General features: G+C 65.7%; 14 protein-coding genes and 1 pseudogene. 8 read left to right on the top strand and 7 right to left on the bottom strand.

All coding sequences use genetic code 11. From position 1 onward, the window contains the following. Positions 1-38: 38 nt before the first annotated feature. Positions 39-1,253 carry an alanine racemase gene (locus tag R4P47_RS16635; protein WP_317785222.1) on the top strand — a complete coding sequence of 405 codons (1,215 nt, stop codon included), beginning with the start codon at positions 39-41 and terminating at the stop codon, positions 1,251-1,253. On the opposite strand, the gene R4P47_RS16640 is transcribed toward R4P47_RS16635, so the two are convergent. Then, positions 1,223-4,672 (bottom strand): TM0106 family RecB-like putative nuclease, encoded by a 3,450-nt coding sequence (locus R4P47_RS16640; RefSeq protein WP_317785223.1) that lies wholly within the window; start codon positions 4,670-4,672, stop codon positions 1,223-1,225. The genes R4P47_RS16635 and R4P47_RS16640 overlap by 31 nt on opposite strands. A 79-nt stretch (positions 4,673-4,751) precedes the next feature. Between R4P47_RS16640 and R4P47_RS16645 the strand changes: the two genes are divergently transcribed. Continuing rightward, positions 4,752-5,369: an alpha/beta hydrolase gene (locus tag R4P47_RS16645; RefSeq protein ID WP_068053245.1), complete on the top strand. Its 618-nt coding sequence runs from the start codon at positions 4,752-4,754 to the stop codon at positions 5,367-5,369. A gap of 60 nt (positions 5,370-5,429) precedes the next feature. On the opposite strand, the gene R4P47_RS16650 is transcribed toward R4P47_RS16645, so the two are convergent. Beyond that, on the bottom strand, positions 5,430-7,217 hold the full coding sequence (locus R4P47_RS16650; protein ID WP_300525300.1) for an AMP-dependent synthetase/ligase: 1,788 nt from the start codon (positions 7,215-7,217) through the stop codon (positions 5,430-5,432). Positions 7,218-7,494: 277 nt separating this feature from the next. Between R4P47_RS16650 and R4P47_RS16655 the strand changes: the two genes are divergently transcribed. From R4P47_RS16655 to R4P47_RS16670, 4 genes and pseudogenes are all read left to right on the top strand, one after another. Beyond that, positions 7,495-9,273 carry a DEAD/DEAH box helicase gene (locus R4P47_RS16655; protein ID WP_068053249.1) on the top strand — a complete coding sequence of 593 codons (1,779 nt, stop codon included), beginning with the start codon at positions 7,495-7,497 and terminating at the stop codon, positions 9,271-9,273. A gap of 95 nt (positions 9,274-9,368) precedes the next feature. Next, a pseudogene (locus R4P47_RS16660) lies at positions 9,369-9,858 on the top strand (2Fe-2S iron-sulfur cluster-binding protein). Beyond that, positions 9,855-10,850: an FAD binding domain-containing protein gene (locus R4P47_RS16665; RefSeq protein WP_094688050.1), complete on the top strand. Its 996-nt coding sequence runs from the start codon at positions 9,855-9,857 to the stop codon at positions 10,848-10,850. Before R4P47_RS16660 ends, R4P47_RS16665 begins: the two are co-directional and overlap by 4 nt. Further along, positions 10,847-12,910: a xanthine dehydrogenase family protein molybdopterin-binding subunit gene (locus R4P47_RS16670; protein ID WP_317785224.1), complete on the top strand. Its 2,064-nt coding sequence runs from the start codon at positions 10,847-10,849 to the stop codon at positions 12,908-12,910. The genes R4P47_RS16665 and R4P47_RS16670 overlap by 4 nt, the downstream gene beginning before the upstream one ends. 99 nt (positions 12,911-13,009) lie before the next feature. Here the strand turns inward: R4P47_RS16670 and R4P47_RS16675 are convergent, their stop codons facing one another. The 5 genes from R4P47_RS16675 to R4P47_RS16695 form a co-directional block, all read right to left on the bottom strand. Further along, positions 13,010-14,209, bottom strand: a complete 1,200-nt coding sequence (locus R4P47_RS16675) for a DDE-type integrase/transposase/recombinase (protein WP_317785225.1) — start codon at positions 14,207-14,209, stop codon at positions 13,010-13,012. A 142-nt stretch (positions 14,210-14,351) separates the two neighbouring features. Next, a complete protein-coding gene (locus R4P47_RS16680; RefSeq protein WP_317785226.1) occupies positions 14,352-15,098 on the bottom strand; it encodes an amino acid ABC transporter ATP-binding protein in 747 nt (248 codons plus the stop codon). Then, on the bottom strand, positions 15,095-16,585 hold the full coding sequence (locus tag R4P47_RS16685; protein ID WP_300523893.1) for an ABC transporter permease subunit: 1,491 nt from the start codon (positions 16,583-16,585) through the stop codon (positions 15,095-15,097). The genes R4P47_RS16680 and R4P47_RS16685 overlap by 4 nt, the downstream gene beginning before the upstream one ends. A 39-nt stretch (positions 16,586-16,624) precedes the next feature. After that, positions 16,625-17,107 carry a RidA family protein gene (locus R4P47_RS16690; RefSeq protein WP_300523894.1) on the bottom strand — a complete coding sequence of 161 codons (483 nt, stop codon included), beginning with the start codon at positions 17,105-17,107 and terminating at the stop codon, positions 16,625-16,627. 14 nt (positions 17,108-17,121) lie between these two features. Beyond that, the gene (locus R4P47_RS16695; protein ID WP_300523895.1) at positions 17,122-17,676 is read right to left on the bottom strand and encodes a histidine phosphatase family protein; all 555 of its coding nucleotides are present in this window, start codon (positions 17,674-17,676) and stop codon (positions 17,122-17,124) included. 78 nt (positions 17,677-17,754) lie between these two features. Here R4P47_RS16695 and R4P47_RS16700 point away from each other — a divergent pair, with 78 nt between their 5' ends. Together R4P47_RS16700 and R4P47_RS16705 are read left to right on the top strand one after the other, a co-directional pair. Continuing rightward, positions 17,755-18,930: an acyl-CoA dehydrogenase family protein gene (locus R4P47_RS16700; RefSeq protein WP_317785227.1), complete on the top strand. Its 1,176-nt coding sequence runs from the start codon at positions 17,755-17,757 to the stop codon at positions 18,928-18,930. Between the two features lie 16 nt (positions 18,931-18,946). After that, complete coding sequence (locus R4P47_RS16705) at positions 18,947-20,074, top strand: acyl-CoA dehydrogenase family protein (protein ID WP_149407966.1); 1,128 nt, start codon at positions 18,947-18,949, stop codon at positions 20,072-20,074. Positions 20,075-20,102 lie beyond the last annotated feature (28 nt).

Consider the following 20,102-nt stretch of genomic DNA (forward strand, 5'->3'; position numbering starts at 1 on the left):
GACTGTTCGGACCTGGCAACGACAAAGGAATGAGCCGCATGAGTTCGATCGCCGGTGTCGCAACCACCGACACGACACCACTGTCCCGTATCGCAGCTGCCACCGAAGGGCTCGAATCACCTTTGGCTGCAGTCGATCTGGCGGCCCTCGATGCCAATGCTGCGGCGCTGCGAGCACGGGCGGACGGAGTGCCGATCAGGATCGCGAGCAAGTCGGTTCGGTCCCGGGCGGTACTGGAGCGGGTGCTCGCGGCCGACGGCGTGAGCGGGGTCATGGCGTACTCCCTGCGTGAGGCGATCTGGTTGGCACGCCACGGCGTGGAGGACATCCTGATGGGGTACCCGACGGTCGACCGCACCGCCCTCGCCGAGGTCGTCAACGATCGTGTTCTGTCGGGGCGCATCACGCTGATGGTCGACGACGTCGCACAGCTGGACATCGTGCGCGACGCCACCGCCAGCGATCTTCTCAAGCCCCGTATCTGTCTCGACGTCGATGCCTCGCTGCGGATCGGGCCGCTGCACATCGGTGTCAGACGTTCGCCGCTGCGCGAACCCGAGCAGGTCGCCGCCTTCGCGCGGGCGGCGCAGGCGCGGGGGTTCCGGGTGGTCGGGCTGATGTTCTACGAGGCGCAGATCGCCGGTGTGCCTGACGCCAATCTCGCGGTGGAATGGATGAAGTCGCTGTCGTCTCGTGAGATCTCCACGCGCAGAACGGCGGTGGTCGAGGCAGTGACCGCGGCAGTCGGCCGGATCGAGATCGTCAACAGTGGCGGGACCGGGTCGATCGAGTTCTCGGCGACCGATCCGGTCGTCACCGAGGTGACCGCGGGATCGGGTTTGTTCGCGCCGACGCTCTTCGATCGGTATCGCGCGTTCTCGGCCGAGCCCTCGCTGTTCTTCGCGTTGCCCGCGGTGCGCAAGCCGACGCCGCAGATCGCGACGTTGTTCGGCGGCGGCTACATCGCGTCGGGTCCGGCGTCGACGTCGAGGTCCCCGCGGCCGATCGCGTGGTCGAGAAAGGCCAGGGGCGTGGTGACGTCGAGTCTGAAGTTGCTGCGCAACGAAGGTGCGGGCGAGGTCCAGACTCCGGTGAGCGGAGCGGCAGAGATCAGGATCGGTGATCGCGTCTGGTTCCGGCATGCCAAGGCCGGCGAGCTGTGCGAGCGATTCGACACCCTGCATCTGGTACACGCCGACGGGTCCGTCGAGGCGGTCCCCACCTATCGTGGTGAGGGCATGGCGTTCGGCTGAATTCCGTTCTCGCACAGGCTCATGAATGTGCCGAGGGTGACCAGTCCGGCCGGGGTCGACGGCAGGTACCGGGTCAGTGCCCGCGACCGGACCAGTATCGCGGCCCACTGGCCTCGCGAGACGGCGACGTTGAGTCTGTTGCGGGACAACAGGAATCCCATGCCTCGTGGCACGTCTTCGATTGCCGACGCGGCCATCGAGATCAACACCACCGGTGCCTGCCGTCCTTGGAACTTGTCGACGGTGCCCACCGAGACCTCGTCGAGTCCGGCGGCCGCGAGTCGCAGGGCGATGACGGCCACCTGCGCGTTGTAGGCCGCGACGACCAGGAAGTCGCCCTGGTCCATCGGCCGCGCACCCTCGAAGGATTGCGGGTCGCTCCACAGTCGGCCCAGCAACTTCTGCACGTGAGTGACGATCTCGTCGGCTTCCTCCACCGAGTCGGTGGAGTTGCCGTGGTGGTCGAGGTAGACGAGGTGCAGGCCGGGGTCGAGCGACTCCAGTGAACGTGCCTGTGTCACAGCACGGTTGGACTCGAGCTTGCCCTCGTACGACAGTGCCGAGACCGGCGCGCACAGATCGGGATGCATCCGCCACGTCGTGGCCAGGAAGTACCCGCGGTCGACGGGCAGCGTCGGGTGACCGCTGGTGATCCAACCCAGAGCCGACTCGTCGACGGGTTCTGGGTGAGTGCCCTGGCTGACCTGCGGCAACTGTGCCGGGTCGCCGAGCAGCAGCAGGTTGCGTGCGGACACCGAGACGGCGATGGTGTTGGCCAGGGAGAACTGCCCGGCCTCGTCGATGACCAGCAGATCGAGCGACTCGGGCGGAATGCGGCCGGGGTTGGAGAAGTCCCAGGCAGTACCGCCGATGACGCAGCCGTCCTCGGCGTCGGTGACGAAGCGGCAGTAGTCCGTCGGGTCCAGGACGGTGTGGGCGGTCGGTGCTTTCTTACCCACCCGACCCGGGTCGACTCCGGCCTGAACAATCGTGTCCAGCAGATTGTTCACCACGTGATGCGATTGGCCCACCACGCCGACCTTCCAGTGATGGACATCGACCAACTCGGCGATGACCCGCGCAGCGGTGTACGTCTTCCCGGTCCCGGGTGGTCCTTGTACGGCAACGTACGACCGGTCCAGAATGAGCAGTGCCGCCGTGACGGCCGCCGCGTAGTCACCGGCGCGCACCTCGGGAAGGCCGGTGCCGGAACGGGTTCGGGGCGGCGACAGCGTCAGCAGATCGGCGACGGCCGTGCGAGGAAGGTGCGGCAGGGCGGAGTGGACCTCGGCCGCGACGGCAACGATCGCCTGCTCCAGATACTTGGTGGCCGGGGGCGGCTCGGGTGCGGTGGCGACGGGGAAGTCGGAGTACTCGTCCACTCCCTTGCGCAGGTTCTCCTGCACCACCACCATGTCGAGGGTGCCCTCGTAGCCCGCCTCCACGATCTCGACCGTCGTGGTCGCGCGATGGGTCGGCTGCTGTTTCGGTAATCCCTCCGGGGCCGGGTTGTCGTAGAGCAGCTTGACCTTCGAGCTCGACAGGACGCCGCTGCTCAGGTGTCCCAACAGCTTGAGCTGTCGTCGCAGGACCCGTTGCTTCGGTGCAGTTTTCATCCAGTCGTGCACCAGCTCGGCGCGCTCGACCTTCAGCACGTCGGCCGCGTCGGCCCACTCGTCGAGCGGGTGGGTGAGGCGATCGAAGTGCGCCCACCAGAACGGCTTTCGCTCGCGGCGGTGGTAGCCGATGGAACCGGAGAACAATGCGACGGCCTGCTGCGTCGAGGTGCGCTCCCACGGCAGACCGGCGTAGTCGGCGAGTTCGAGCTCCAGCGGGCTCGCGGTGTCCGTCGCACCGTCTTCGAGTTCGAGATGCTGCCGAGCCCGCGGGTGCACACCGGCGTCCGACGCGCGCCTCAGTAACCAATCCCGCAGTTGCAGCGTCGATTCGCAGTCGGTGCGGTTGTACTCGGCGATATCGGCGAGGAGCGCAGCAGCCTCGGCGTCCTTGCCCTGGTCTCGTAGATCGCACCAGTTCGCGTATTCGACGATCGACGCGGCCGCATCGGTGACGTCCCCGTCGCGGGCCGCGGGCATGTACAGGGGTTCGAGCTTCTTGATGCTGTAGGACCTGGCTCCGATGCGCACCGCAGATCGCACGATCGGGTAGAGGTCGACCAGAACGTCGTCCCGCAGTAGGTCGTCGACTGCGTCCTCACCCACTCCGTAGCGTCCGGCGAGGCGCAGTAGCGCGGTCTTCTCGTACGGCGCGTAGTGGTAGACGTGCATGTTCGGGTAGGCGGCGCGACGGGTGGTCACGTAGTCGAGGAAGTCGATCAGGGCGCGGCGTTCCTGCGCGCGATCGTGCGCCCAGAACGGGAGGAAGTCGCCGTCGGCGGTGTAGACACCGAACAGGTACTCGAGTCCCCATTCGGCACTGCCGGCCTCGGCCCACAGTGGGTCGCCCTCGAAGTCGAAGAAGATGTCTCCCGGATCGGGCTCGGGGATCACTCCGAGGGCGTCGGCGTCGAAGATCTCGAACTCGGCGTCGCCGCTGTGTTCCTGACGAACCTGCAGCGCGGCCTGAGCTCGCAGATTCGTGACCGTGCGAGACGACATACCGTCCACGCTTCCGGTCGATGCAGCCAGTTCGTCGACCGTCGAGATGCCGGCGTCGAGCAGTCTGTCCCTGGTGCTCGCGCGCATGCCTGCGACGAGAACCAGGTCGCGGTGCTGTTCCACCTCGACCGTGCAGGCCTCGCACTGTCCGCAGCCGGAATAGCGCGAGTCGAACCAGTCGACGACGGTTCCCTCGGCGTGGTGCTCGTCGAGGATGTGTTGCAGGTGTTTCCTGGACTGTCGGTAGACCGGCAGGATCTCGGCGAGCGACTGCGCGGAGTCGCTGCCGTCCCCGAGCATCAGGTGAACCTCGTCGCTCGGGGTGATGCCGCCGGATCGCAGCGCGTCCGCGTAGGCCGCCAACTGCAGCAGTGCCGACACCTTCGCGTGCCGCGACAGTTTGGTGTCGTACACGGCGTACCGATCGCCCTCGGCCACCAGGAAGTCGCAGAAACCGAGAAATCGGCCGTCGAAGAAGGTGGCCTGATAGACCACGGGTGTGCGGGAGGTCAGGGCGGTGAACGTCGACCAGGCCGCGTCGGCCATTTCCTGCGCTGTGCGTCCCGGTCGGTCCATCGTCAGGACGCCGCCGGGAAACCGCTGCTGGAATGTCTCGAGTTGACGGCGTTCGTGCTCGAATCCGAGTGCAGAGGTGCGGTCGAGCATCGGATCCGGCTCGGCGGTGGCTCGCGGGATCAGACCGGTGAGGCCGTCGAGTCGGCGCAGCAGTCCGAATTCGCACGACGCTGCCGCGGCGAGGTCGCTGGCGCTGTAGATGACGCGATCGCCGATGAGGAACACGCGCCCACCCTAGTCACCGCCGCGAGCGGTTCCGGTCACGTTGCGCGCGGATGCCGTCGCGAGGAGGCAAAATGATCGAATGCCTTTTTTCGACGGAGCCACCGGCGCGGTCCATTACCGAAACTGGACTGTCCCCGATGCTCGTTTCGGTCTCGTTTTTCTGCACGGTCTCGGCCAGAACAGCGGCCATTATCACCGTTTCGCTCGCGTCCTCAACGGACGCGGAGTCGATGTGTGGGCGGTCGATCACGTGGGCCACGGCCTCACCGAAGGTGAGTTGACGGACGCCGCTCAGATTCCCGCACTCGCTCAGAACGCGCTGCAGTTGCTCGAGATCGCAGAGGCCGAACACCCGGAGCTGTCGTTCGCACTGATGGGGCATTCGTTGGGCGCGGCGACGGCCATCGCAGCCCTCGGTGCGCATCCGGAAGCGGTGCAGTGCGCCGTACTGTGCGGAACGCCCAAGTCGGTGACCGGCTCGGTCACCGATCTCGCCGACAACGTGATTCCGCTGCTGGCCGTGCACGGCGTGGACGATCGTCTGGCTCCGGTCGATGCGGTGCGCGAGTGGATCGGCGGCGTTCCCGACGCGTCCCTGCGCGAATTCGAGGACGGTGGCCACGACCTGCTGCACGAGAAGATCCACTTGCAGGTGACGTCGGTGGTGGCGGAGTTCCTCGACGACCACATGTCCTGACAAACAAAAAGAACGGGCCCGGCGCGAGGATCGCGCCGGGCCCGTTCTCTTGTGGTCGATCTACGAGTAGATGGCTTCGATGTCGCTGCCGCGCTCGGCATGAATGATGTTGCGCTTGAGCTTCATCGTCGGGGTGAGCTCACCGGTTTCGACGGTGAAGTCGTTCTCGAGGATCGTGTACTTCTTGATCTGCTCCGGGCTCGAGACCTTCTTGTTGGCCTCGGCGACGGCCTTGTCGATCTCGGCGACCATCTCGGGATTCTTGGACAATTCGGAGAACGGAATGTCCGCGGACAGGTTGTGCCGCTCGAGCCAGCCCGGCAGTGCTTCCGGGTCGAGGGTGATGAGCGCACCGATGAACGGCTTGGCGTCGCCCACGACGAGGCACTGGCTGATGATCGCGTTCGCGCGGAGGGCGTCCTCGAGCACTGCGGGGGCGACGTTCTTGCCACCCGCGGTCACGATGATCTCCTTCTTGCGGCCGGTGATCGAGACGTAGCCTTCCTGGTCGATGGCACCGAGGTCGCCGGTGTGGAACCAGCCGTCGACGATGGCCTCGGACGTGGCCTTCTCGTTGTGCCAGTAGCCGCTGAACACGACCGGTCCCTTGAGCAGCAGTTCGCCGTCCTCGGCGACCTTCACCGAGTGACCGTCGATGGGCTTGCCGACGGTGCCGACGCGCTGTTCCTTGGTGGTGTTGACGGTGATGGCCGCGCTGGTCTCGGTCAGGCCGTAGCCCTCGTAGACCGGGACGCCCGCACCGCGGAAGAAGTGGCCGAGGCGGGCACCGAGAGGTCCACCACCGGACACCGCGCGGGTGCAGTTGCCGCCGAGTGCGGCGCGCAGCTTGGAGTACACGAGCTTGTCGAACACCGTGTGCTTGAGGTTCAGAACCAGCCCGGCTCCGCCCTTTTCCTGGGCCTCGCTCCACTCGATGGCCGTCGCGGCGGCCTTGTCGAAGATGGAACCCTTGCCGCCGTCGTGTGCCTTCTGCTTGGCGGAGTTGTAGACCTTCTCGAACACACGCGGCACCGACAGGATGAAGTCCGGCTTGAACACGGCGAACTGATCCACCAGCGTCGTCACGTCCGAGGTGTGTCCGACGGTGACCTTGGACTCGAACGAGCCGAACGAGACGGCGCGGGCGAACACGTGCGCCATCGGGAGGAACATCAGCGTGCGGTTGCCCTCCTTCATCGAGTCGTGCAGCGCGATCTGGGTGGCCTGCACCTCGGCGTAGAAGTTGGCGTGCGTGAGCTGAACGCCCTTGGGTCGTCCGGTGGTGCCCGAGGTGTAGATCAGGGTCGCGGGCGATGCCGCGCTGACCTGATGGCGTCGTGCATGCAGTTCCTCGTCGCTGACCGAGGCTCCGCGGGTGGTCAGCTCGTCGATGGCTCCGGCGTCGATCTGCAGAACCTCACGCAGATCCTTGGCACCCTCGGTGACCTCTTTGAGGTTCGAGGCGTGCGCTGCGGTCTCGACGACGAGCAACTTGGTGGCGGAGTCCTCGAGAATCCACTGCGCCTGGTCGGCGGAGGAGGTCTCGTAGATCGCGACGGTGCAGCCACCTGCGGACCAGATGGCGTAGTCGAGGACGACCCACTCGTAGCGCGTCGCGCTGAGGATCGCGACACGGTCGCCGAGTTCGATACCGGAGGCGATCAGTCCCTTGGCTGCTGCCGCGACCTCGGTCGCGAAGCGAGCTGCGGTGACATCGGTCCAGTTGCCGTTCACCAGACGTTGGAAGGGTACGAAGTTGGGCGATTCCTTCTCGTACCTGTAGACGGTGTCGGCCATGGATGCGTCGTCAGGAATGGTGAACGACGCCGGCACAGAATATTCGCGCACTGCTGGACCCCTTACGGAAAAATAGCGTGGTAGTTGTGCATTTCATCACATTCGAGGCCGTGGCGCACCATCCGGGGTGTCCGGTTTGTCGACTTTGCCGCGAGTCCGGGGTAGTTGAGTGTGACTCGGGGTACAACTTAACGGTCCGCAGTCGCGTTCGGGTGTCGGGTCGCCGGTGTGAGGCCGCTCGCACCGTAGGCCGTCGTGACCGTTTTCGTCACCTGATCAGCGTAGAAGGGTTCGCAGGGCCCGAGCAGGTACTAAACTCGTGCGACATATGAGCACTTCAGAAACTGAACAGGATGCCGCCGTGACGTCCGACGAGACGAATTCGCCCCCGCAGGAGTCCGCCGTTCCAGCGGGCGACGACATCACCTTCGCCGACCTCGGGATCGACGAGCGGGTCCTGAAGGCCCTCCGTGATGTCGGCTACGAGAGCCCGTCGCCCATTCAGGCGGCCACCATTCCGCCGCTGATGGCAGGCAACGACGTCGTCGGACTCGCGCAGACCGGAACCGGCAAGACCGCCGCGTTCGCGGTGCCGATCCTCTCGCGTCTCGACGTCTCGCGTCGGGTGCCGCAGGCCCTGGTACTGGCCCCGACCCGTGAGCTGGCGCTCCAGGTCGCCGAGGCGTTCGGCAAGTACGCCACCCACATTCCGGGTCTGCACATCCTGCCGATCTACGGCGGTCAGGCGTACGGCATCCAGCTGTCCGGTCTGCGCAAGGGCGCGCAGATCATCGTCGGTACTCCCGGCCGCGTCATCGACCATCTCGAGAAGGGCACCCTCGACCTGTCCGGGCTCGAGTACCTGGTCCTCGACGAGGCCGACGAGATGCTCAAGATGGGCTTCCAGGAGGACGTCGAGCGCATCCTCTCCGATACCCCGGAGTACAAGCAGGTGGCGTTGTTCTCGGCCACGATGCCTGCCGCGATCCGCAAGATCTCCAAGCAGTACCTGCACGATCCGGTGGAGATCACCGTCAAGACGAAGACGTCGACGGCACCGAACATCACCCAGCGCTACGTCCAGGTGGCACATCAGCGCAAGCTGGAGGCGCTCACTCGAATCTTCGAGGTCGAAGAGTTCGAGGCGATGATCATGTTCGTCCGTACCAAGCAGGCCACCGAGGAGCTCGCCGAGAAGCTGCGCGCACGGGGCTTCTCGGCCGCGGCGATCAACGGCGACATCGTGCAGGCCCAGCGTGAGCGCACCATCGGTCAGCTCAAGAACGGTCAGATCGACATCCTGGTGGCCACCGACGTCGCGGCCCGCGGTCTCGACGTCGACCGCATCTCGCACGTCATCAACTACGACATCCCGCACGACACCGAGTCCTACGTGCACCGCATCGGTCGTACCGGCCGCGCCGGCCGCGCCGGGCAGGCCCTGCTCTTCGTCGCGCCGCGCGAGCGGCACCTGCTCAAGGCCATCGAGCGTGCGACGCGTCAGCCGATCACCGAGATGCAGCTGCCGAGCGTCGACGACGTGAACGCGCAGCGCGTGACGAAGTTCAAGGATTCCATCACCGAGAGCCTGGGCAACGAGAATCTGGCGCTGTTCCGCCGGCTCATCGAGGATTACGAGCGCGAGCACGACGTGCCGTTGGTCGACATCGCGGCGGCGCTGGCCATTCAGTCCCGCGACGGCGAGGCGTTCCTGCTCAAGCCCGAGCCGCCTGCCCCGCCGCGGGCACCGCGCGAGCCGCGTGAACCCCGGCCCCCGCGCACGTTCGACGAGGATGCGGCCAGCTCGCATCATCGCAAGACCGGCCAGGAAATGGCGACGTATCGCATCAGCGTCGGTAAGCGGCATCACGTCGCCCCGGGAGCGATCGTCGGTGCCATCGCCAACGAGGGCGGTCTACGTCGAAGCGACTTCGGGCACATCAGCATTCGTCCCGACCACTCGCTGGTGGAACTGCCGGCCGACCTCGCCGACGAGACCGTCGAGGCGTTGCGCCGCACCCGCATCAGTGGCGTGCTGATCCAGCTGCAACCCGATTCCGGTCCTCCCGGACGCAGCGGCGGCGGAAAGTACAAGGGGCGGCGCTAGCGCACGTGCACGGCACTTCGTAGCCCTTTACGAGTTTCCGCGCACGACCCAAGCGCGAGCGTTTGGTGGCCGAGGCCGCGGGTATCCGCCCGTGCATGACCAACGTCACTCTCCGTGTCAACGGGACCGACCGCGCTTTCGACTGCGATACCCGAACCACCCTGCTCGACGCTCTCCGCGAGAACCTGGACCTGATCGGTGCCAAGAAGGGGTGTGACCACGGGCAGTGCGGGGCCTGTGGACGGACGGCGGATCAACAGCTGCCTGACGTTCGCAGTGGCGCAGCAGGATCGTGAGATCACCACGGTCGAGGGGTTGGCCGATGGCGACACCCTGCACCCCGTGCAGCAGGCCTTCGTCGATCGCGACGCGTTCCAGTGCGGGTACTGCACATCCGGGCAGATCTGTTCGGCGGTCGCGGTGATCGAAGAGGCCAAGCAGGGATGGCCCAGCGCGGTCACCGAGGACATCGAGGGTGCCGACGTCGAACTCGATCCCGACGAAATACGAGAACGTATGAGCGGCAACCTCTGTCGCTGCGGTGCCTACTGCAATATCGTGGCGGCCGTACGGGACGCGTCGTGAAGACCTTCGAGTACGACGCAGCCACCGCAGTCGACGATGCCGTGGCCCGCCTCGCCGAGAACGAGAACGCGATGCTGCTCGGCGGGGGAACCAACCTCGTGGACCTGATGAAACTCGGAGTCGTGGGCCCGACGACGCTGATCGACGTGACGCGACTTCCGTTGCACGACATCGATGTATCCGACGACGGCTCGCTTCGTGTCGGTTCCGGCGTGAGCAACAGTGATCTCGCGGTGCACCCGGTGGTGCGTCAGCGTTATCCGGTGCTGTCGCGGGCGGTGCTGGCCGGTGCCTCGGGTCAATTGCGCAACATGGCCACCACCGGCGGGAACCTGTTCCAGCGCACTCGGTGCGTGTACTTCATGGATGCATCGAAGCCGTGCAACAAGCGCGAACCCGGGTCGGGCTGCCCGGCCCGGACCGGTGAGCACCGCAACCTTGCCATCCTCGGGGCCTCGGAGGCCTGCGTGGCGACGCATCCATCCGACATGGCGGTCGCGCTGTCCGCTCTCGACGCACGTGTGGTCGTGCGCGGAGTCGACGGAGAGCGCACCCTCGCGATCGATGACTTCTATCGGCTACCCGGCGACGCGCCCGAGCGCGACAACACGGTCGCGCGGGACGAACTCGTCACGGCCATCGAGATACCGGCACCGGCGGACGGCACCGTCTCCACCTACCGCAAGGTGCGAGACCGGCAGTCCTACGCCTTCGCGATCGCCTCGGTCGCCGCCACTCTCGATGTCGAGGACGGAATCGTGCGCGGGGTGTCGATCGCGCTGGGCGGTGTGGCGCACAAGCCGTGGCGGGCTCGCACGGCCGAGCACACCCTGCTCGGCGCGGCCGCCGAGGAGGCGTCGTTCCGGCGGGCCATCGCGTTGGAACTCGACGCGGCGGAACCGTTGCGCGACAACGCGTTCAAGATCCCACTGGTGACCAACCTCGTCACCCGCACCTTGGCGGAACTCACAGTGTCGGGAGACCGGTCATGACTGCATCGATCGGACAACCGATTCAGCGCACCGAATCGATCGCGAAGGTCACCGGCCGGGCTCGGTACGCCGCCGAGCAACCGCCGGCCGTCGGGCAGCTGTACGCCTGGTACGTGCCCGCGACAGTTCCTGCGGGCACGGTCGAACGAGTCGAACTGGACGACGACCCCACCGTGCATGCGGTCGTCTGGCACGGCAACGCGGAGAAGCTGGGTGAGGTCGAGGACGCCGAACTGCATGTCCTGCAGTCGAACACCGTCGCGTACCGCGGTCAGATCGTGGCCGTCGTCGTGGCAGATACTCTTCAGGACGCCCGCGCCGCCGCAGCCCGAGTGCGGGTGCAGTACACCGATGTCCGCTCACCCGACAACACTTTGACGGCCGAGCACGGCTCGCTCTACGCACCCGAGTCCGTGAACGCCGGCTTTCCCACCGACGTGACGATCGGGGATCCCGATGCAGCGCTGAAGACGGCCGAGCATGTCGTCGACAACTGGTATTCCACCGCGCCGATGCACAACAGTCCGATGGAGCCGCATGCCACCACGGCGCAGTGGGCCGACGGCGTTCTGACGCTGTGGGACTCGACGCAGGCACCGTCGGGTGTGCAGGGCGATCTCGCCACGGCGTTCGACCTCGAGCCCGAGAACGTTCGCGTCGTCGCGGAGATCGTCGGCGGCGGTTTCGGAGCCAAGGGAAGTACTCGGCCCAATGCGATCCTCGCTGCGATGGCCGCGCGAGCCACCGGCCGCACCGTGAAATTGGTGCTGCCGAGGCAGGCGTTGTTCGATGTCGTCGGGTACCGCACTCCGACGCTCAATCACGTTCGTCTGGGCGCTGATTCGACCGGTGCGATGCAGGCGATCGCGCACGATTCGTTCCAGCAGACCAGCACGATCTTCGAGTTCTGTGAGCAGACGTCGGAATCGACTCGGCACATCTATGCGGCCCCCAACCGTCGCACCACCCACCGTCTCGCGAAGCTGGACGTCGGAACGCCGCGGTGGATGCGGGCACCCGGCGAGGCACCCGGCATGTTCGCCGTCGAGACAGCCATCGACGAATTGGCCGCGGCCACCGGCGTCGATCCGATCGAACTGCGCGTTCGCAACGAGCCGGACGTCGATCCGGCCAGTGGTAACCCGTTCAGCTCACGCAGTGTGGTGCAGTGCCTTCGCGAGGGTGCGGAGAAGTTCGGCTGGGACCGCCGCGATCCCACGCCCGGACAGCGTAGAGAAGGCAACACTCTTGTCGGCATGGGAGTCGCGACGGCCAGCTACCCAGTGCTGATCTCACCGAGTACCGCGTCGGCGCGAGTGGAGTCGGACGGCACGATCACGGTGTCCGTCGCCGCGTCGGACATCGGTACCGGCGCGCGCACCGTGCTGCGACAGATTGCCGCCGATGCTCTCGAGGTCGATGCAGACAGCGTGACCGTCGAACTCGGCGACAGCGCTCTGCCGACCGCTCCGGGAGCCGGTGGGTCCTCGGGTACCTCGTCGTGGGGCTGGGCCGTCACCAAGGTCTGCCACTCGTTGAAGTCTCAGGGTTCGTACGAGCCGGGCAACTCCGCCGAGGCCGACACCACCGACGACGTCGAGGGGCAGAAGGAGCTGGCGCGCATGGCTTTCGGTGCCCAGTTCGCCGAGGTCGCGGTCGACGTCGACACCGGTGAGGTGCGGGTACGTAGGATGCTCGGCGTCTTCGGCATCGGCGCGGTGATGAACCCGCGGCTGGCGAGGTCTCAGCTCATCGGCGGCATGACGTTCGGACTCGGCATGGCGCTGATGGAGAACGGCATCACCGATCACGAGTTCGGCGGGTTCGCCAATCACGATCTCGCCGAGTACCACATCCCGGCGTGTGCGGACGTCACCGATCTCGAGGCCGTGTGGGTCGAGGAGGTCGACACCGAACTCGCGCCGATGGGCGGCAAGGGAATCGGTGAGATCGGTGCGGTCGGATCCTCGGCGGCCATCGGCAATGCCGTCTACAACGCCACCGGCGTCCGAGTCCGCGACCTGCCGATCACCCTGGACAAGGTGCTGCCGCACCTCTAGAGCGGCTTTGCCGCAGGTGAGTGGAAACTCGACCCCTGCTACGTGTGCTGTCTTGATACATGTGGGACACGGGTGTCTCGATACATGTGAGACACGATTCTAGGCTGCGGGGCGGTGGAGTTGTCCTTGGTAGCGCTTGTCGGTGTCCAGGTGCAAGTGGCCGAGGACTTCTCCGCTGGCCGTGTAGGTGGTGATGTGGTTTCCGTCGCGCAGGACGGTCACGCGAGTGTGTGCGTGGGGCCGTCCGACCGAGATCGTGTGGTCGCCGACGGAGATCACGCCGGAGCCGGAGACGGAGTGGGTACCGACTGTGGCGTCGACCTGGGCGGGTAGGTGCTCCGGGCCGCCCAGGGTTGTTGCGCGGTTCCATGCCTGCTGCGGGGGCATGTTCACGGCACTGTGGCGGCGGTCGGTGTTGTAGAACTTCTGGTACCGATTGCACGATGTCTGCAACTCGGCGGTGGTGGCGGGCCGGGTGGGTTGGTCGGTGAGCCACTGTTTGAAGGTGCGGTGGTGGCGTTCGACTTTGCCGTTGGTCTGCGGGTGGTACGGGCTCGAGTGAATGAGCCGGGCACCGGACCCGGTGACGAACGCGCCGAACTTCGAGCGGCCCTTCGACGCGGTCGCGCAGAATGCCATTCCGTTGTCGGACAACACGATTGCCGGTACTCCGTAGTCGGTGAACGCTCTGCCGATGGCGGTGATGGCTCCGGTGGTGGTCTCGGCGTGGCAGACGTACGTCGCGACGAGGGTGCGGGTGCAGTCGTCGAGAACCTCGAAGACGGTGGCTTTCCCGCCGCCGGCGAGTACGACTTCGGTGGCGTCGATCTGATAGCAGTCACGGGGTCGGGCGTATTGGAATCGGCGGTAGGACGATTTGGGTCGCTTCTTGGGCTCCGGGGTCACCAGGCCGTGGCGGGTGAGGATGTTGTTGATGGTCGATCGGGCCGGGACCTTCCAGCCTTTGCTGGCCCAATCATGTTCGGCGGCAATCTTGGTCAGCTCGTAGCGGATGTTGTCGGCACCGTTGTCGCGGCCCAATTTGCCGCGGAGCGCGATGATGCGGGCTTCGATGGTGTCGGGGGTGCGTGTCGGGCTCGAGCGGGGCCGGCGGGAGTCGAGTTCCCACCGGCCCCGTTCTCGGATCCGGGCGGCGTGACGGTTGGCGGTACTGCGGGAGAGCCCGTGGTCGGCGCAGAAGCCTGACAGGCCTCGTTCGTCGAAGACGTCCGCTCCCTCGATGATCCATGCGGTCAAGGTGGCGTCGAGCAGGTTCATCCGGGCATCCGATCTGGCCATGGATTACTCCATAGCCGGTCACAGTGCCCCGCAGCATCATCACAGCCCGTGTGTCACATGTCCGTGGACATCTCGTGTCTCATATGTCCCCGGACTGAACACGACCCCTGCTACGAAGTTCCACTCACATGCGCGCAGCGCTCTACGCAAGTATCCGCTGCAGGAACTGGCGGGTACGGGGCTCCGTCGGGTTCACCAGCACCTGTTCCGGTGTGCCGCGTTCGAGGACGACGCCGTTCTCGATGAACAGCACCTGATCGGCGACCTGCTGGGCGAAGCGGATTTCGTGGGTGACGATCACCATCGTCCACCCCTGCGCGGCAAGGCCTTTGATGACGCCGAGCACCTCGCCGACGAGTTCGGGATCGAGGGCCGAGGTGGGCTCGTCGAACAGCATCAGCTTGGGGCGCAGGGCCAGAGCTCGGGCGATTCCGACGCGTTGTTGCTGGCCTCCGGACAGTTGGAACGGGTACTGGTCGGACTTGGCGTCGAGACCGATCTGATCGAGGATCGCGTGCGCGTCACGGATGGCGTCGTCCTTGGCTCGCTTCTGCACGATCACCGGTCCCTCGATGATGTTCTGCAGCACCGTCTTGTGCGGAAACAGGTTGTGGCTCTGGAACACCATGCCGCTCTGAGCGCGGAAGTGTCGGAGCTGCGCCGTGTTTACGGATTCTGCGAAATCCACCGACACGTCCCCGATGCGGATGATGCCTGCGTCGGCCTGATCGAGTGCGTTCAGTGTGCGCAGCACCGTGGTCTTGCCGGATCCGGACGGTCCGATGATGACGGTGACGGTGCCGGACGGCACGGTGAACGAGATGTCCTTCAACACCTCGAGTGGCCCGAACGATTTCTTCAGTGCGGATACTTCCAGCAGGTCTGTCATTTGGCCACGTACCTGTCGAGTCGGACTTCGAGTTTGCCTTGGAAGAACGAGAGAACGATGCAGATCACCCAGTAGTAGAGCGCCGCAACGGTATACAGGGTGAAGAAGTCGAAGGTCGGTGCCGCTGCCAGCTGTGCGACGCGCAGCAGTTCGGTCACCAGGATGGTCGATGCCAGCGAGGTGTCCTTGACCAGCGAGATCAGCGTGTTCGACAACGGTGGTACCGCGGTGCGCAGTGCCTGCGGAAGTACGATGCGCTGCAACGTGGTTCGGTAGCCCATCCCGATGGTCTGCGCGGCCTCCCACTGCCCCTTGGGCACGCTCAGTATCGCGGCCCGGATCACCTCGGCCGCGTAGCCACCGACATTGAGCGAGAACGCGACCACCGCGGCCGGGAACGGCGAGATCACGATGCCGAACTGCGGTAGCCCGTAGAAGATGATGAACAGCTGCAGCAGCAGGGGAGTGCCGCGGATGATCGAGACGTAGAACCGGGCGACCGCGGCGAGCGGTGTGATCGACGAGATCCGGGCCAATGCCACCGCGAGGGCTATGACGAGCCCGACCACGAAGCTGATGGCGGTGAGCGGAATGGTCATTGTCACCGTTGCTTTGAGCATCGGCCACAGGTTGTCGAGAACGAGCTGCGTTTTGGACGGTGCCGTGGACGCTGCGTCGTCGCTTGTCGGAACCACGGTGTCGGCGGTCGGTGCGGCGACATCACTGCCGAAGTACTTGTTCGAGATCTCGGCGATGGTGCCGTTCTCGCGCAGCGTGTCGATGGCGGTGTCGACCTCGTCCATCAGCCCACTGTCCTTGCGGGCCACGAAGGATTGCAGCGTCGTGTCGCCGGTCTCGCCTGCGATCTTCACGCCGGTGTCGCCGGTCTGCTGCAGGTATTCGGCGATGGCGAGGGAGTCGTTGACGGTGGCGTCGACGCGGCCGTCCTTGACGAGAGTGACCGCCTGGACGAATCCCTCGACGGCTTCGACGTTCGCGCCTGCGTTCGCCGCGACCTCGGCCCAGTTGCTCGTCGAGGATTGCGCGGTGGTCTTGCCGGCCAGATCGGCGAGAGAGGTGATGGTGGAGTCGTCTGCGGCGGTGAGGATCTGGCCTTCCGACACCGTGTACGGCGTGGACAGGTCGTAGGCCGACTGGCGCGCGGGGGTGATCGAGACCTGGTTGGCGATCAGGTCGAAGCGTTGGGATTGCAGTCCGGCGAAGATCGAATCGAACGGGGTCTGCACGAAGTCGACGCGTACGCCCAGTTCGGCTCCGACGGCGTTGATGACGTCGATGTCGTATCCGGTGAGTTGTCCGTCCGCGCCCTGATAGCTGAACGGGCTGTAGGTGCCCTCGGTGCCGACGACCAGTACGCCCTCGTCCTGCACCCGGTCCAGCAGTGACTGTGAGGACGAACTACAGCCGGACAACCCGAGGATGCCGATGAGGATCGCGACCAGAGCAAGAATCGATCTGCGCACCATCTGCGCCCGCTTTCGCCGTATGTACGAGTGGAGCAAAACCTACCCGTCGATCTCCAGTTCCGCTGACACCACGACGGTGTTGTTCATCGGCAATGCCGCCACCCCGAGTGCGGTGCGGGCATGAGCACCGATCTCCGGGCCGAAGATGGCGAGCACCAGATCCGAGAAGCCGTTGACGACCGTGGTGGTCTGAGTGAAGCCGTGGTCGGCGTTGACCGACCCGGTCACGGTCAACCACGCGCTGATTCGATCGAGGTCGCCGATTGCCCTGGCGACGCTGCCGAGGAGCGCCAGCGCGGTGTCGCGTGCGGCATCGGTGGCCGAGTCGAGATCGACCTGCGACGGCACTGCACCGAACGGGCCGGCCAGGGTGCCGTCCGGGTCCAATGGGGAATGGCCCGAGGCGAAGATCCGGTTGCCGCGGACGCGCACCCATTCGAACGAGAACTCGAAACCGGGTGGGGCGGTCGGTTCGCCGGGCAACGTGAAGCCGAGTTCGGTGATGCGACGTTCGATCTCCATGAAAGAAAACTCTGTCAGACCGGGATGCCGTTGATGGTGCGAACGGTCCAGCGAGAACCGTCGTGTTCGAGGGTGGAGACGCCCGCGTTGAGGATGCGCGGGGAGTGGCGTCGCCGGATCGCGTCGAAGATCGCCCGGATGACGCCGCCGTGCGCCACGGCGATCACCGCGGAGTCCGGGAAACGCGACGCGATCTCGTCCACGCCGCGCACACCTCGCACGATCAGGTCTGAGCGTGGCTCCAAGCCCGGGTACCGGCCGTCCGGCCAGTGCGAGTACGCGTCCCAGTCGGTGAAGCCCTCGGCGTCACCGAAGTGCCGCTCGGCCAGATCGGGGAACTCGGCGGTGCGGGTCAGACCCAGGTGCGCGCCGATGATGTCTGCGGTTTCCGCCGCTCTGATCAGCGGGGAGCTGACCAGGTGGTCCCATGTCCGGTACTCGAGTTCGTAGCCGGCTTCGCGGGCCTGAGCTCGCCCGGTGTCGTTGAGAGGAATGTCCGAAGAGCCCTGCAGGCGCCCGTGCAGATTCCAGTTCGTTTCACCGTGCCGAACCAGTGCCAGAAGAGTCATAGTGAGCGGAGAATATCCCAGAGTTACCAGGGAGTACGGTCGATACGAAGATACGCGAACGAGCTTGGAGGATTGTCGATGAATCTTGCCCTGACAGAAGAAGAGGCCGCGTTCCGTGACGAGATGCGGACGTTCTTCACCACGAAGGTCCCCGCCGAGATTCGCGAGAAGAGCGCGACGGGTCAGGAGTTGAGCAAGGACGAGGTGGTTACGACCATGCGAATCCTGAACGAGAACGGCCTGGCGGTGCCGCATTGGCCCGCCGAGTTCGGTGGCCGCGACTGGACCGCTGTACAGCGTCACATCTGGCTCGACGAAATGCAGTTGGCGTCGGTGCCCGAGCCGCTGGCGTTCAACGCCTCGATGGTCGGTCCGGTCATCGCGACGTTCGGCTCGCAGGAGCTCAAGGAGAAGTTCCTGCCCAAGACGGCGAACCTCGACATCTGGTGGTGCCAGGGCTTCTCCGAGCCCGAGGCCGGATCGGACCTGGCGTCGTTGCGCACCACCGCCATCCGCGACGGTGACGACTACATCGTCAACGGACAGAAGACGTGGACCACGCTCGGCCAGTACGCCGACTGGATCTTCGCCCTCGTGCGCACCAACCCGGACGCGCCGAAGAAGCAGGCCGGAATCTCCTTCCTGCTCATCGATCTGAACACTCCCGGCATCGAGATGCGTCCCATCAAGCTGGTCGACGGCAGTGTCGAGGTCAACGAGGTCTTCTTCGACAACGTTCGCGTTCCGGCGGAGAACCTCGTCGGCGAGGAGAACCAGGGCTGGAGCTACGCCAAGTTCCTGCTCGGCAACGAGCGCACCGGCGTCGCCCGGGCCGGACACACCAAAGTCCATCTGGGACAGGCGAAGAAGCACGCGGCGCAGACCAAGGTCGGCACCGGCACGCTGCTCGAGGATCCACTGTTCGCGGCCAAGATGACCGAGGTCGAGAACGAACTGCTCGCCCTCGAGCTGACTCAGCTGCGCATGGTGTCGAGCTCGGACGACGGCAAGCCGAATCCGGCGTCGTCCATCCTCAAGCTGCGGGGATCGGAACTGCAGCAGGCCACCACCGAATTGCTGATGGACGTTGCCGGGCCGGACTCACTGCCCTACGAGGCGGGCGAGGACATCGAGAGCGAGGGCTGGGCGCAGCGCTCGGTACCGGGTTATCTCAACTACCGCAAGGTGTCGATCTACGGCGGCTCGAACGAGGTTCAGCGCACCATCATCGCCTCTGCGATTCTCGGACTGTAAGGGAGCATCTGAAGACATGGATTTCGAACTCAACGAAGAGCAGAAGCTGCTGCGCGACACCACTCGTGAGGTTCTCTCGCGGGCCTACGACACCGAGAAGCGCAACAAGATCGTTGCCGGTGAGCTGGGCTGGAGCACCGACGTCTGGAAGCAGTTGGCGGAGGTCGGCCTGCTGGGTCTGACGTTCAGCGAGGAAGACGGCGGAATGGACGCCGGTCCGGTGGAGATCATGGCGGTGATGACCGAGGTCGGACGACGGCTCGCACCGGAGCCGATCCTCGACGCCGTCCTCGTTCCCGGCGGGTTGATCTCCGAGCTCGGCAGCGCCGATCAGCGCGCGCGGCTCCTGCCGCCCGTGGCCGAGGGATCGTCGATGTTGGCGTTCGCGCACAACGAATCCGGTAGCCGCTGGCCCAACGTCGAGGTCGCCACCGCCGCCACCGAGGACGGTGGGTCGTGGTCGATCAGCGGCGTCAAGAATCCGGTTCCGCACGGTGGTAGCGCAGACGTGATCGTCGTCAGTGCGACGCTGCCCAGCGGTGGAACGGGACTGTTCGTCGTCGACGCCGATGCGACCGGTCTCACGCGCAAGTCCTACGCCACCCACGACGGTCAGCGCGCCGCGCAGATCGAATTCGTCGACGTCGCAGCCGAACCGCTCGGCACCGCCGAGAACGCGGCCGCGGCCATCACCGGTGCCGAGGTGCGAGCGCAGGCCGCGCTCTGCGCCGAGGCGATCGGTGCGATGGAAGAGGCGCTTCGGTTGACCACCGATTACCTCAAGCAGCGCAAGCAGTTCGGGGTTCCGCTGGCCAAGTTCCAGGCGCTCACCTTCCGTGCGGCGGACATGTACGTGCTGCTCGAACTCGCCCGCAGCATGAGCCTGTACGCCACGATGTCCTTGGCCGACGGCAACGTCGACCCGACAATCGCGTCGCGAGCGAAGCTGCAGATCTCGCGGTCCGGTCGCAAGATCGGCCAGGAGGCCATTCAGTTGCACGGCGGAATCGGCGTGACGGCCGAATATCCGGTGGGGCACTACACCAGTCGACTGGTGGCCATCGAGCACACGCTCGGTGGTGCCGACGAGCACCTACGCATCCTTGCCGCGAAGGTCGCCGATCACGATCTCATCGGGATCTGACGCTCGTCCGAACACTCCTCGGGCCCGG

This window comes from Rhodococcus sp. IEGM 1370 (assembly GCF_033142325.1).
Classification (GTDB): Bacteria; Actinomycetota; Actinomycetes; order Mycobacteriales; family Mycobacteriaceae; genus Rhodococcoides.

Bases quoted from the DNA above. Each gene is read 5' to 3' on its own strand.
- R4P47_RS16635 (WP_317785222.1), top strand. From the start codon at position 39: ATGAGTTCGATCGCCGGTGTCGCAACCACCGACACGACACCACTGTCC.
- R4P47_RS16645 (WP_068053245.1), top strand. From the start codon at position 4,752: ATGCCTTTTTTCGACGGAGCCACCGGCGCGGTCCATTACCGAAACTGG.
- R4P47_RS16655 (WP_068053249.1), top strand. From the start codon at position 7,495: ATGAGCACTTCAGAAACTGAACAGGATGCCGCCGTGACGTCCGACGAG.
- R4P47_RS16670 (WP_317785224.1), top strand. From the start codon at position 10,847: ATGACTGCATCGATCGGACAACCGATTCAGCGCACCGAATCGATCGCG.
- R4P47_RS16675 (WP_317785225.1), bottom strand. From the start codon at position 14,209: ATGGCCAGATCGGATGCCCGGATGAACCTGCTCGACGCCACCTTGACC.
- R4P47_RS16680 (WP_317785226.1), bottom strand. From the start codon at position 15,098: ATGACAGACCTGCTGGAAGTATCCGCACTGAAGAAATCGTTCGGGCCA.
- R4P47_RS16685 (WP_300523893.1), bottom strand. From the start codon at position 16,585: ATGGTGCGCAGATCGATTCTTGCTCTGGTCGCGATCCTCATCGGCATC.
- R4P47_RS16690 (WP_300523894.1), bottom strand. From the start codon at position 17,107: ATGGAGATCGAACGTCGCATCACCGAACTCGGCTTCACGTTGCCCGGC.
- R4P47_RS16695 (WP_300523895.1), bottom strand. From the start codon at position 17,676: ATGACTCTTCTGGCACTGGTTCGGCACGGTGAAACGAACTGGAATCTG.
- R4P47_RS16700 (WP_317785227.1), top strand. From the start codon at position 17,755: ATGAATCTTGCCCTGACAGAAGAAGAGGCCGCGTTCCGTGACGAGATG.
- R4P47_RS16705 (WP_149407966.1), top strand. From the start codon at position 18,947: ATGGATTTCGAACTCAACGAAGAGCAGAAGCTGCTGCGCGACACCACT.